We start from the raw sequence: 12,454 nt of genomic DNA on the forward strand, positions 1-12,454 counted from the left end.
GCGCTTTCCACCGAAATTCTTGGATAAATCGTAAAGACGCGCCCCCCGAGTGCTTTATCTCAATACGTCTCTCGCAGGGTAAGTCATGCACGGCGATTTTCAGAATTCCGAGGCCGCAGTCGATCACTTTTCAGCCGCGGTCTCGCTTTACGGCAAGGCCAGGTTCAACGAAGCGTTGGCTGTGCTCGAACCGCTGTTGACGATGCAACCCGCTGACCCGCAGTTTCTCAACCTGGCCGCCGCATGCTGCTTGTCGCTGGATCGTCTGGGCGATGCGCAGACGTATTGGCGTCGCGCGATCGCCGTCAAGCCGGATTACTGCGATGCACACAACAACCTGGGCGTCGCGCTTAAGGAACTGGGTCGTCTGGACGAAGCCGAGGCGTGCTTTCGCAACGCGCTGGCCATCACGCCGAAGCACGCGGGTGCTTATGTGAACCTCGGGCGGCTCTATGCAGAACTCGGCCGTCCGCACGAGTCAGAATCCGCTTATCTGCATGCGCTCGAACTTCAGCCTGGCAACGGCGATGCTTATGTGAATCTTGGCGTGCTGTACCAGGATCAGATGCGCGTTACCGAAGCAGAGGCCGCGTATAAACGCGCGCTGGCTGCCAATCGGAGCGACGTCAGCGCGCACTTCAACCTGGGCGTCGTGCTCAAGATGCAGCATCGCTTCGTCGAAGCGGAAGCCTCATACCGTCGAGCGCTCGCGCTTCAGCCTGATTACTACGAGGTGAAGATCAACCTCGCGCATCTGCTGCTCAACGTGGGGCGTCTGGAAGAAGGGTGGGCGCTGTTCGAAACGCGTTACGATCCCGCGTGGCCGCAGCGCAAGATTGCTCCGCCGCCCGTCGAATTTCCGATCTGGCAAGGCGAGCCGCTCGCTGGCAAGTCGTTGCTCGTGTGGCCCGAGCAGGGACACGGCGACAGCCCCCAGTTCTGCCGCTATCTGCCGATGCTCAAGGCGCGCGGGCTCGCCACGCTGAGCATCGCGTGTTCGCCTGCATTGCAGAGTCTGTTCGAGACGATCGAAGGCGTGGACGCGTGCATTCCGCTGGACGATGAGCATGACATTCCGTCACACGATTTCGTGTGTCTGATGATGAGCCTGCCGCATCGTCTGGGCACGACGCTCGCGACCATTCCGGGCGCGACGCCTTACCTGCGGGTGCCGCCGGCGCGTGCGGCGAGATGGCAGGGGCATGTGCCCGGCGGCGACGTCAAGGTAGGGCTCGTATGGGCCGGCGATCCGCGCCCCGATCAACCGGCAATCAACGCGGTCGACCGCCGCCGTTCTCTCGATGCCCGCGCGTATCTGCCCTTGCTGCGCGTGCCGGGCATTACGTTCATCAGCCTGCAAAAGGGCAGGACGACGCAACCGCAAATCGACGCGCTGCCGCCGGAACTCCGCCCGTTCGATCCGATGTGCGCCGTGCAAGACTTCGCCGACACGGCGGCGCTGATCGAGCAACTGGACCTCGTGATTACCGTCGACACATCGATCGCGCATCTGGCGGGCGCGCTCAACAAGCCGACGTGGATTCTGTCGCGCTACGACGGTTGCTGGCGCTGGCTGCATGAGCGTGACGACACGCCTTGGTATCCGAACGCGCGGCTGTTTCGTCAGACGCGTCCTGGTCAATGGGACGATGTGATTGAACGCGTCGCGCAGCAACTCAGACTCTTTGCAGAGCAGTCTGCGGCTGCAAGCACGACGACGTTGGACGAACGGTTTCTGGCAGCCGTCGACTGCTATGAAAACAAACGCTTCGAAGCGGGCCTCGCGCTGCTGAAACCGTCGATCGAATCGTATCGAGCCGACGCGCGCATAACGAATCTCGCTGCCGGTTGCTCGCTTGAACTCGGCCGCGCATCCGACGCAGAGGCTTATCTGCGTCGCACGATTCAGAAAGATCCGACGCATTCCGATGCGTACAACAACCTCGGCGTCGTGCTGCGCCAGCTTGGACGTCCCGGCGAAGCGGAGCAGGCGCACAAACAAGCCATCGAGACGGACCCTGAGCACGCGGGCGCGTATATCAATCTCGCCCGGTTGCTGGAGTCGCTGGGGCGCGTGGACGAAGCGGAAGCTGCCTATCGACGCGGCCTCGATCTCAATCCGGACCACGCCGAGACGCACAACAATCTTGGCGCGATGCTCCAGGCTCAGGGCCGCCTGCCGGAAGCCGGGATGTGCTACCGGCGCTCGCTTGCCATCAAGCCTGATCTTCCTAACGCATGCTTCAACCTGGGTATCGTGCTTCAGACGCAAAAGCAGTATCGCGAGGCCGAAGGGCTTTATCGCCAAGCGCTTCAGTGCAAGCCCGAGATGCTCGAAGCCAGGTTGAACCTCGCGCATCTGTTGCTCGCGACGGGGCAATTCGTCGAAGGCTGGCAACTTTTCGAATGCCGTTACGACGACGCATGGAAAGCCGACTTCGTCAGGCGCCCGGCGCTACCGTTCGTGCAATGGCAAGGCGAAGCGCTCGAAGGGAAATCCATTGTCGTGTGGCCAGAGCAGGGTTACGGCGACACGCTCCAGTTTTGCCGCTATTTCCCGATGCTCAAGCGCCTCGGCGCCACGAAAGTGACCGTCGCGTGCCAGCCGGGGATGCGGCGCCTGATCGAACGGATGACGGGCGTGGATGCATGCATTCCGAACGATCCGCACGTCACGCCGCCTCATGATTACTGGTGTCTGACGATGAGCCTGCCGCATCGGATGGGCACGACGCTCGATAGCATTCCGGCGTCGCTGCCGTATCTGAGCGTGCCGCCGGATTGCCGGTCGCGCTGGGAAGGGCTGCTGCCGGAAGGTCCGAAAGTCGGCCTCGTATGGGCCGGCGATCCGCGTCCACACCAGCCTTCCGCCAGCGAAGTCGACGCTCGCCGTTCGCTCGATGCCCGCGCCTATCTGCCATTGCTGCGCGTGCCGGGCATCACTTTCGTGAGCCTGCAAAAAGGCAAGACCACGCAGCCGCAAATCGACACGCTGCCGCCTGAACTGCGTCCGCTCGATCCGATGCACGACGTGCAGGATTTCGCCGACACGGCGGCGATCATCGAGCAACTGGACCTCGTGATTACCGTCGACACATCGATCGCGCATCTGGCGGGCGCGCTGAACAGGCCGACGTGGATTCTGTCGCGCTACGACGGTTGCTGGCGCTGGCTGCACGATCGCGACGATACGCCGTGGTATCCCCGTACGCGACTGTTCCGTCAGACGCAGCCAGGCAATTGGGAAGAAGTGATAGAGCGCGTGAGAATTGCGCTCGGGCAATGGCCGGCGCGCGAACGCACGCCGGCCTGAAGCAGCGAGGCGCTTAAGCGTAGGCCTGCTTGCGCGTCGACACCAGTGCGAGATAACAGAGCGCGCCGATCACCAACGCCGGCAGCGTCGCGCCGAGATTCGGCAGCCACTGGTTGATCGCCTGATACGCGGCGATGCCGACCGCCCACGCGATGAATGCGCTCACGTGCCAACCGCCCGAGAAGCCGTAGCGGCCTTGCGTATCGGCGAGCGCGGCGGCTTCGATGCGCCGCTTGCGCACGATGAAGTGATCGACCAGCACCACGCCGAACAGCGGCGCGAACACCGAACCGATCAGCAGCAGGAAGTTCTGGTACTTCGCCATCGGCACGATCAGCGCGATCAGCGTGCACAGCGCGCCGAACGCAGCGGACAGCAGCGGCACGCTCGCGCGCGTCCAGAACGTACCCGTCGAGACAGCCGCCGAGTGCACATCGGCAAACGCATTGTCGATTTCATCGATCAACACCAGCAGCAGCGCGAGGCCGCCGCCCGCCTGCGCGAGCGCCGTCGTCAGCAGCGCGTCGCCGCCGCCCGCCGCAAGGCCGTACACCGCGCCGAGCGCGTAGAACCAGATATTCGCAATGCCGTAGCCGAGAATCGTGCCGCGGAACGTCTCGCCCGCCTTACGGCCGAAGCGCGTGTAGTCGGCGATCAGCGGCAGCCATGACAGCGGCATCGCGACCACCAGATCCACGGCGCCGCCGAACGGCATCTCGCCATTGCCCGGACGGCGCATCAGCGCGCCGAGATCGTGCTGCGCGAGAACGGCATAGGTGAGCCACGCGGCGCCCGCCAGCAACAGCCAGATGCCCCACGAGCGCAGAAAGCGCCGCACGAACGAAAGCGGGCCGCTGATCGCGAGCAGCGTGGCGAGCACGCCGAAGATCACCGTCCAGATCAGCGGCGCCGAGAAGCCGAACGCCTGCTTCGACAGCGCATCGGCGGAATCGCGCATCACGATCACTTCGAACGAGCCCCATCCGACCAGCTGGATCATGTTCAGCACGGCGGGAATCGACGCGCCGCGCACGCCCAGCGTCGGGCGCAGCGACGACATCGCGGCCAGCCCCGTGTCCGTGCCGATCACGCCCGCGAGCGCGAGCAGCACGACGCCGATCACGCTGCCGATCAGGATCGCCAGCAACGCGTGCGGCAACGACAGGCCGGGCACCAGCAGCGCGCCCGCCTGCGCGACCAGCAGCCCGATGCCGAGCGAAAACCATAGCGCGAACGCGTCGCCCGTCTTGAACGCGCGGCGCGAGTCCGGCACCGGCGTGAGCGGCGCGTAGGTCGAGCCGGACTCGCCGGCGATTGGATCCTGAACCATCGAAATTTTCCTGTCTGTCTGTCGTTGTCGTGTCGGCCGTGCGTGCGTTCGGCCTTCTTGTCCGGCTCGTGCGGTACGCGTCTTGCGGACCGCCCATCAGAAACAGCCTATAACGTTCGCCGCGGGCCTCGCCACGCGGCGGCTGTCATAATGCACAACTCTGCATGCGCCGCAGCCCGCCGGATGACGGTTTCGCGCGGTTGCATGCCGTTCAGGGCCAGGCCGTCGCGCGCCCGGTGCTGCATGCTATGCATCGTGACGGTTTATACCCGAAAAGCCGAGATTATCCTCAAAACGCCATGTTCGAAGAAACCCGCGCCAATGTTCCGCTCGCCGAGCGCCTGCGGCCCCGCACCATAGATGATGTCATCGGGCAAAAGCATCTGCTCGGCCCGAACAAGCCGCTGCGCGTCGCGTTCGAGTCAGGCGAAGCGCACTCGATGATCCTCTGGGGCCCGCCGGGCGTCGGCAAGACCACGCTCGCGCGGCTGATGGCCGACGCGTTCGACGCACAGTTCATCGCGCTGTCGGCGGTGCTGTCGGGCGTGAAGGATATCCGCGAAGCCGTTGAAACCGCGCAGATCCATCGCGCCAACGGTCATCAGACGCTCGTGTTCGTCGACGAGGTGCATCGCTTCAACAAGAGCCAGCAAGACGCGTTCTTGCCGCACGTCGAGTCGGGGCTGTTCGTGTTTGTCGGCGCGACCACGGAAAATCCCTCGTTCGAGGTGAACAGCGCGTTGTTGTCGCGGGCCGCCGTCTACGTGCTCAAGAGCCTCGACGCCGACGAGCAGCGCGAACTGCTGGACCGCGCGCAGAAGGAACTGGGCGGCTTCACCTTTACGGACGAAGCGCGCGACGCCTTGATCGGTTCCGCGGACGGCGACGGCCGCAAGCTGCTCAACAATATGGAAATCGTCGCGCGCGCGGCGGCGCAGCAGAAAAAGACGGACATCGACGGCGAACTGCTCGCCAGCGCGCTGTCGGAAAACCTGCGCCGCTTCGATAAAGGCGGCGACGCGTTCTACGACCAGATCAGCGCCTTGCACAAGTCGGTGCGCGGCAGCAATCCAGACGGCGCGCTGTACTGGTTCTGCCGCATGCTCGACGGCGGCGCCGACGCGCGCTACCTGGCGCGGCGCATCGTGCGGATGGCGTGGGAAGACATTGGCCTTGCCGATCCGCGCGCCGCGCGCATCGCGCTCGACGCCGCCGAAACGTACGAACGCCTCGGCACGCCTGAAGGCGAACTGGCGCTTGCGCAGGCAGTGATCTATCTGGCTGTCGCGCCGAAGTCGAACGCGGGCTACAACGCCTACAACCAGGCGCGCAGCTTTGTCGGCAAAGACCAGTCGCGCGCCGTGCCCGTCCATCTGCGCAACGCGCCGACGAAATTGATGAAGGAACTCGGCTACGGCCACGAATACCGCTACGCGCACGACGAACCTGACGCCTACGCCGCGGGCGAAACGTATCTGCCCGATGGCATGCGCGATCCGAACTGGTATCAGCCAACGCCGCGCGGGCTCGAAGGCAAGATCGGCGAGAAGCTGTCGCGCCTTGCCGACCTCGATGCGCAATGGCGCAGCGAGAACCGGAAGAAAAGCTGAGCCGCGCGTTGCGCCTGACCCGACAATGCCGCCGGCCAGCCGCGCCGGTGCGCTAAAATCGCCCATTCATACAACGAACTGTCGCCCCTTCCCATGCTTGACATCCAGCTGCTGCGCAAAGACATCGACGGCGTCGCGAAACGCCTCGCCGATCGCGGCTACACCCTCGACGTCGCGGCTTTCTCCGCGCTCGAAGCCGAACGCCGTGCCATCCAGACCCGTACCGAAGAGCTGCAGGCAAAGCGCAACAGTCTGTCGAAGCAGATCGGCGCGATGAAAGGGCGGGGCGAGGACACGTCGGCGGTGATGGCCGAAGTGGGCGGACTCGGCGACGAGATGAAGGCGTCGGCGGCGCAACTGGAAGACATCCAGACGCGTCTGTCCGACCTGCTGCTCGGCGTACCGAATCTGCCGCACGAAAGCGTTCCCGTCGGCAACGACGAAGCGGGGAACGTCGAAGTGCGCCGCTGGGGCACGCCGCGTGAGTTCGATTTCGAGGTGAAGGATCACGTCGACGTCGGCACGCCGCTCGGTCTCGATTTCGAGACGGGCGCGAAGCTGTCGGGCGCGCGCTTCACGATGTTGCGCGGACAGATCGCGCGTCTGCACCGTGCGCTCGCGCAGTTCATGATCGACACGCACACGCAGCAGCACGGCTACACGGAAATCTACACGCCGTACATCGTCAATCCTGAAATCCTGTTCGGCACGGGCCAGTTGCCCAAGTTCGCCGACGACATGTTCCGCGTCGAAAAGGGTGGTGGCGAAAACACGGTCACGCAGTATCTGATCTCGACGTCGGAAATCTCGCTGACTAACACGGTGCGCGAGAGCATCGTCGATGCAAACGAACTGCCTATCAAGCTCACGGCGCATTCGCCGTGTTTCCGCTCGGAAGCAGGGTCGTACGGCCGCGACACGCGCGGCATGATCCGTCAGCATCAGTTCGACAAGGTCGAGATGGTGCAGGTGGTTGCGCCGGAAACGTCGTATGACGCGCTGGAGCAGATGGTCACGCACGCGGAGACGATCCTGCAGAAGCTCGAACTGCCGTATCGCGTGATCACGCTGTGCACGGGCGACATGGGCTTCTCGGCGACGAAGACCTACGACCTCGAAGTGTGGCTGCCGGCACAGAACACCTATCGCGAGATTTCGAGCTGTTCGAACACGGAAGCGTTCCAGGCGCGCCGGATGCAGGCGCGCTTTCGCAATGCGCAGGGCAAGCCCGAGCTCGTGCATACGCTCAACGGCTCCGGTTTGGCGGTCGGCCGGACGCTCGTCGCGGTGTTGGAGAACTTCCAGAACGCGGACGGCTCGGTAACGGTGCCGGCGGCGTTGCGGCCGTATCTGGGTGGCGTCGAACGCCTGGAAGTGAAGGCGGCAGCCTGAGCGAAGTTGGTCTGTTCGGATCGATCCAAGTCCTCTTCAAGTTTCTGCGAAAAAGGGCTTGGAATTCGAAAACAGCTGTTCTATAATCTTCGTCTCACGCAAGCAGCGACCCGCTTAGTGTGACGTGACAAGACCACTTGCTGGTAAGTCAAAGAATCTGGAAAGGTGGCAGAGTGGTCGAATGCGCCGGACTCGAAATCCGGTGTACAGTTATGCTGTACCGTGGGTTCGAATCCCACCCTTTCCGCCAGATGCAAAGCAAAACAGGCCCTTCGGGGCCTGTTTTCGTTTGGGCGGTTCTTTTAAGAGCCGGCATCGTCAATAGGCGAAGCGGGGCGTCGCAATTTACAACGCATTCGCGCTACGCACACGCCTTTGCGCTTCGTCTTTTGCACGGGTGCATTGGCGCATGTTCTCCCGCGCATGGAGCGTCGCTCAAGCGCCGCGGGCGTCTGACTATTCTCCACCGCTTGCCCGCCGTTCCATTGGTATGGTTGTTGCGCCGTATGGACCATCTGTCAACCATGATGGAGTCCACAATGACGAACCCCAAGGCAGAAGAGACCACCGAGCCCAGAGACCCGGCCGAAATTCCGCCCAACGAACTCAACAAGCCGATCGGCGATGCAATTCCCACACCCATCGAGCCAGGCCTCGATCAGCCATTGCCAGAAAAGCCAAAGACAGACGATACGAATCCGGCCGAGCCGATAGGCGACGACGACCCGCCGCCGGGCGTTCCGCCGCCAGGCTCGTCCGATTTTGCCTGAGTGCCAGGCGCGACGTCAGATCCCAAAGCAGCCCGAGATATTTAAATACACCTAGGATTATTTCGGGTTGCGCATCAAACCCTGCCATTAAAACGCTTGCTTCAATAAGCATTGCCCGACAAGGCCAATGCGAAAACTGACGACTGCAAGTAGTTTTTCGTTAATGACCGCCGTGAAGCTTTACTAAGCCTTACTTTCTGCCTAGGATGAAGTTGCATTTTTTTCCTCCTGTTGATGCGGAAGAGTGAAGAATCGACCGCGATAATTAACGAAAAATGATATTGAATATTCGCAGTCCATATGAAGATTCCATTGTTTTATCAACGGCGATTACATTGCCTTTTGTTTGCAGCACATCATTAAGCTCGTCGGTCGACGAGATGCATCACAACAAGACGTTGTCACGGTTTCATGCGTAGAGGCAGAGGCGTCGCGCGCCCGATTCGCGCGCCGTCGCCCGGTTGCGTTGCTAACAACAATGAAGGCGCGCGCACGTGGTCGTCGCGGTTCGAGTGCGAACGTCTTGAGGAACGGTAAGCCATGCACATCGCTATTTCTGCTTTGACAGTCGCGGTGGCTGCAATCGTTGTCTGGTGGTCGCTGCATCCGCGCCGTATCGCGCCGCAGCGCGCAGGGACATTCGTGCATATGCGCAACGGGGTGTCAGCATCGACGATGCTCCATCGCGTGACGAATCAGATTGCGCGCAGCAGAACCTTGCAAGGCGCAGGCGCTTTTTTCAGTTTCGTGCGTCCGCGGCCCGGCGCGACGAACGAGCTAGCCGACATCATCGAATGCCTGCCCGTGGCGTCTGTCGTGTTCGACGAACATGGCGTGATCGTCCTCGCCAACGCGCAGGCCGAACGTCTCTTCGACTACCCGCGCGGCGTGCTGGCAGGCGCATGTGTCGGCCTCGTTGCGCCGGCGCTTTCGCACGAGCACCGCGCGGGCGCCGCGCATCCGGGCCGTTCGGCCGGAACGAGCACGCGCAGTCTGCGCGCCCGCCGCCGTGACGGCAGCGAGTTTTCCGCCGAAATCGCCGCCAGCGCGATTCGTTATGAAGGGCGCATCGCGACTGTCGCGTTCATCACCGACATGACGGAGCGCTTTGAACTCGAACGCAATCGGCGCGAGCTGGCACATCTGACGCGCATATCGACGATGGGCGAGCTTGCCGCATCGCTCGCGCACGAACTGAACCAGCCGCTGACGGCGATCCTCAGCAACGGCCAGGCTGCGCAGCGCTTCATGGACCAGGCGCCGATCGACCTTGCCGAAGTGCGCGACATCCTGAAGGACATCGTCGATGACAGCGGCCGCGCAAGCGAAGTGATCCGCCGGATGCGCGCCTTCGTGAAAAAGGAAGAGCAGCAGCAACTGGCGAATCTCGATGTCGGCGGACTGCTGCGCGACGTCGCGCTCCTCGTGCATGGCGATGCCGTCGCGCGGGGCATCCACGTGTCGCACGTGATCGACGATGGCTTGCCGCCCGTGCGCGGGGACAAGGTGCAACTGCAGCAGGTACTACTCAACCTGCTGCTCAACGCGTTCGATGCCGTCAGCGAGTGCGGCGCGTCCGACCGCGTGGTGGCGCTCTTTGCGCGACCCGACGGCGAAGGGCGGGTGCGCATCGCCGTGCGCGACCGCGGACACGGGCAGACGGCGGACAAGCTCGAATGCATCTTCAAGCCGTTCGTCACATCGAAGCCGCAAGGCCTGGGCCTCGGGCTGTCGATCAGCCGCTCGATCGTGCAGATACACGGCGGCCGCCTGTGGGCCGAGAACAATTTCGACCAGGGCATGACGTTCTATGTTGCGCTGCCCGCATCGCGCGATGCGAGTAACGCTGGCGTGGCGCAGGCGGCGTCATGAGCGAAGCGGCCGCGCTCGTCTACGTCGTCGACGACGACCCGTCCGTGCGCCGCGCGCTCACGCGGCTCGTCAGGTCGGCAGGTCATGAGGTCGAGGCGTATGGCTCGGCGCGCGAATTCCTCGCGCATGCGTGTGGCGAGCGCACGCCCGCTTGCGTGGTGCTCGACGTGCAATTGCCCGATCTGAGCGGACTCGAGTTGCAGCGCGAGCTCGACGCCCGTCTGCCCATCGTCTTTCTGACAGGCCACGGCGACATCGCGATGACGGTCGGCGCGATCAAGGCCGGCGCAACCGATTTCCTCACCAAGCCTGTTCGCGACGACGACCTGTTGCGCGCGATCGACCTGGCGCTGGCGCGTTCCGTCGAAGTGTCGAAGTCGATCCACGAACTGGAAGAATTGCGCAGCCGCGTCGGGCGCCTGACGGTGCGCGAGCGCGAAGTGATGAATCTCGTCGTGCTCGGCCGCCTGAACAAGCAGGTGGCCTGCGAACTCGGTACGGTCGAGAAAACCGTCAAGGCGCATCGCGCGCGCGTGATGCAGAAGATGGAAGTAAGTTCGCTCGCAGAACTGGTGCGCATCGCCGACAAGGTGGCCGTCACCAACCCCCCCACCACGCCCACACGGCGAACCATTTAGCCGGGCCGCTGGCCAGGCGATTCCTCCGCCGCTGCGCGCAAGCCGGCCTCTGGCCGGATACGGGACCAAGGTCCAATACCACCGACGCCCGCAGTCTCATAGTCTATTGCTGAGACGTCCGCGCACCGTTTGCGTGGGCGTCGCGGCTCAATGGGCTAATCAGAATGGGCACAGACAAACCATTCGTCGTCGTGGTCGACGACGATGCGTCGGTGGGCAGGGCGATCAGACGTCTGTTGCGCTCCGTCGGGATCGCAGCCGATACGTACACGAGTGGCGACGAGTTTCTCGATGTGCTGTCGGCCACGCCTTCGTATCATCCCGACTGCGCGATCCTCGACGTGCAGATGCCCGGCGCCAACGGGATCGAGGTGCAGCGCCGACTGGCCGGCAGCGCCGTGCCCGTCATTTTCATCACCGCCCACGACGATGCCGGCGTGCGCGAAGCCGCGCTCGCGGCGGGCGCAAAGGCCTATCTGCGCAAGCCCTTCAACGATGTGCTCTTCATCAGGACAGTGTGCGCCGTGCTCGGCATCGCTGCGCCACTATGACGCAACGGCCGCTAGCCAGCAGGACAGTCTGGCATGGGAGCGAGCCCATGTGCTTGCGCAAGATCATTGCCCCGAATGGCTTATTGGACCAAGGTCCAATTGTTTTCGACCTGGCTGGATTCCACACTGGACGCATCAGCCTCACCAGGCCGGGTGACGCGCATCTGGATTTGTCCGCCGCGCGATGCGCGCAATAAGAGCGCGACGGACGCAACCGTATCGCTTGGGAAGATTCATCATGAAACAAGCCTTTAGAAAGACGCTGATATTCGCTACGACGTTGCTGCTCGCCGATGCCGCAACGGCACAACAACCCATCTTCTATCCCGCCAAGGGACAAAGCCAGCAGAAGCAGTCTGACGACACGGCGCAGTGCCACAACTGGGCGACGCAGAACACGGGCGTCAATCCTGCCGCGCTCGCGCAGAACGCCGCGAATCAGCCGCCGCCGCCGGGACCGTCGGGACAGCGCCTGGGTGGCGCGGCACGCGGTGCAGCGGGCGGCGCGGCAATCGGCGCGATCGCGGGCGACGCGGGCAAAGGCGCGGCGGCGGGCGCGATCGCGGGCACGATGGCGGGCGGCGCGCGGCAACGCCGTCAGGCTGCCGCTGCTCAGGAGCAGCAGCAGGCCACGCAGCAGCAGGCATCGCAGCAGATGGCTACGTGGAACCGCGCCGTCGCTGCCTGCATGACGGGACGCGGCTATACGGCGCAATGACATGGCGATCGAACGGAGCCGCACGATGAATTGTCGATCGTACGTGAGCATGTCCGGGGCGGGTCCGGCTGCCATGCCGCATAGGGGCCGCGCTGTGTCGCGGGCGTCACGCTGGCCGCTGGTGGTGGCGCTCGCATCCGCGCTGTGCCTCACCGCCTGCAAAAAAGCCCCCACCGAACCCCCACGCCCGACCATCGAGGTCACCGTCGTGACGGTGCATCAGCAGGAAACGCCCGTCGACTTCGAGTTCACCGCGCAGA

At 63.5% G+C, this 12,454-nt stretch carries 9 protein-coding genes, 1 tRNA gene and 1 pseudogene; 10 read left to right on the plus strand and 1 reads right to left on the minus strand.

The annotated features are described in order from the left end of the window. The first annotated feature begins 85 nt into the window (after positions 1 to 85). Complete coding sequence (locus KFO72_RS17235; protein WP_225032658.1) at positions 86 to 3,313, plus strand: tetratricopeptide repeat protein; 3,228 nt, start codon at positions 86 to 88, stop codon at positions 3,311 to 3,313. A gap of 13 nt (positions 3,314 to 3,326) precedes the next feature. Here the strand turns inward: KFO72_RS17235 and cytX are convergent, their stop codons facing one another. Beyond that, complete coding sequence (cytX, locus tag KFO72_RS17240) at positions 3,327 to 4,643, minus strand: putative hydroxymethylpyrimidine transporter CytX (RefSeq protein WP_054933984.1); 1,317 nt, start codon at positions 4,641 to 4,643, stop codon at positions 3,327 to 3,329. A 299-nt stretch (positions 4,644 to 4,942) separates the two neighbouring features. On the opposite strand from cytX, the gene KFO72_RS17245 reads away from it, so the two are divergent. From KFO72_RS17245 to KFO72_RS17285, 9 genes and pseudogenes are all read left to right on the plus strand, one after another. Then, positions 4,943 to 6,253, plus strand: a complete 1,311-nt coding sequence (locus KFO72_RS17245; protein ID WP_054933985.1) for a replication-associated recombination protein A — start codon at positions 4,943 to 4,945, stop codon at positions 6,251 to 6,253. Positions 6,254 to 6,346: 93 nt separating this feature from the next. Beyond that, on the plus strand, positions 6,347 to 7,645 hold the full coding sequence (gene serS, locus KFO72_RS17250; RefSeq protein ID WP_107203169.1) for a serine--tRNA ligase: 1,299 nt from the start codon (positions 6,347 to 6,349) through the stop codon (positions 7,643 to 7,645). Between the two features lie 159 nt (positions 7,646 to 7,804). Beyond that, a tRNA-Ser gene (locus KFO72_RS17255) sits at positions 7,805 to 7,895 on the plus strand. 289 nt (positions 7,896 to 8,184) lie between these two features. Beyond that, entirely contained in the window at positions 8,185 to 8,415 is a 231-nt protein-coding gene (locus KFO72_RS17260) for a hypothetical protein (protein ID WP_054933987.1), read from the plus strand. 540 nt (positions 8,416 to 8,955) lie between these two features. After that, a complete protein-coding gene (locus tag KFO72_RS17265; protein WP_225032659.1) occupies positions 8,956 to 10,287 on the plus strand; it encodes a two-component system sensor histidine kinase NtrB in 1,332 nt (443 codons plus the stop codon). Further along, positions 10,284 to 10,925: a response regulator transcription factor gene (locus tag KFO72_RS17270; protein ID WP_054933989.1), complete on the plus strand. Its 642-nt coding sequence runs from the start codon at positions 10,284 to 10,286 to the stop codon at positions 10,923 to 10,925. Before KFO72_RS17265 ends, KFO72_RS17270 begins: the two co-directional genes overlap by 4 nt. Before the next feature lie 164 nt (positions 10,926 to 11,089). Then, positions 11,090 to 11,476 (plus strand): response regulator transcription factor, encoded by a 387-nt coding sequence (locus tag KFO72_RS17275; RefSeq protein ID WP_035986027.1) that lies wholly within the window; start codon positions 11,090 to 11,092, stop codon positions 11,474 to 11,476. Between the two features lie 238 nt (positions 11,477 to 11,714). Continuing rightward, positions 11,715 to 12,194 (plus strand): glycine zipper family protein, encoded by a 480-nt coding sequence (locus KFO72_RS17280; protein ID WP_060601978.1) that lies wholly within the window; start codon positions 11,715 to 11,717, stop codon positions 12,192 to 12,194. 25 nt (positions 12,195 to 12,219) lie between these two features. Next, a pseudogene (locus KFO72_RS17285) lies at positions 12,220 to 12,454 on the plus strand (hypothetical protein); the annotation flags it as partial.

The organism is Paraburkholderia sp. XV (assembly GCF_020177535.1).
Classification (GTDB): Bacteria; Pseudomonadota; Gammaproteobacteria; order Burkholderiales; family Burkholderiaceae; genus Paraburkholderia; species Paraburkholderia caribensis.

Coding starts and splice junctions, on each gene's coding strand:
- KFO72_RS17235 (WP_225032658.1), top strand. CDS start 86: ATGCACGGCGATTTTCAGAATTCCGAGGCCGCAGTCGATCACTTTTCA.
- cytX (WP_054933984.1), bottom strand. CDS start 4,643: ATGGTTCAGGATCCAATCGCCGGCGAGTCCGGCTCGACCTACGCGCCG.
- KFO72_RS17245 (WP_054933985.1), top strand. CDS start 4,943: ATGTTCGAAGAAACCCGCGCCAATGTTCCGCTCGCCGAGCGCCTGCGG.
- serS (WP_107203169.1), top strand. CDS start 6,347: ATGCTTGACATCCAGCTGCTGCGCAAAGACATCGACGGCGTCGCGAAA.
- KFO72_RS17260 (WP_054933987.1), top strand. CDS start 8,185: ATGACGAACCCCAAGGCAGAAGAGACCACCGAGCCCAGAGACCCGGCC.
- KFO72_RS17265 (WP_225032659.1), top strand. CDS start 8,956: ATGCACATCGCTATTTCTGCTTTGACAGTCGCGGTGGCTGCAATCGTT.
- KFO72_RS17270 (WP_054933989.1), top strand. CDS start 10,284: ATGAGCGAAGCGGCCGCGCTCGTCTACGTCGTCGACGACGACCCGTCC.
- KFO72_RS17275 (WP_035986027.1), top strand. CDS start 11,090: ATGGGCACAGACAAACCATTCGTCGTCGTGGTCGACGACGATGCGTCG.
- KFO72_RS17280 (WP_060601978.1), top strand. CDS start 11,715: ATGAAACAAGCCTTTAGAAAGACGCTGATATTCGCTACGACGTTGCTG.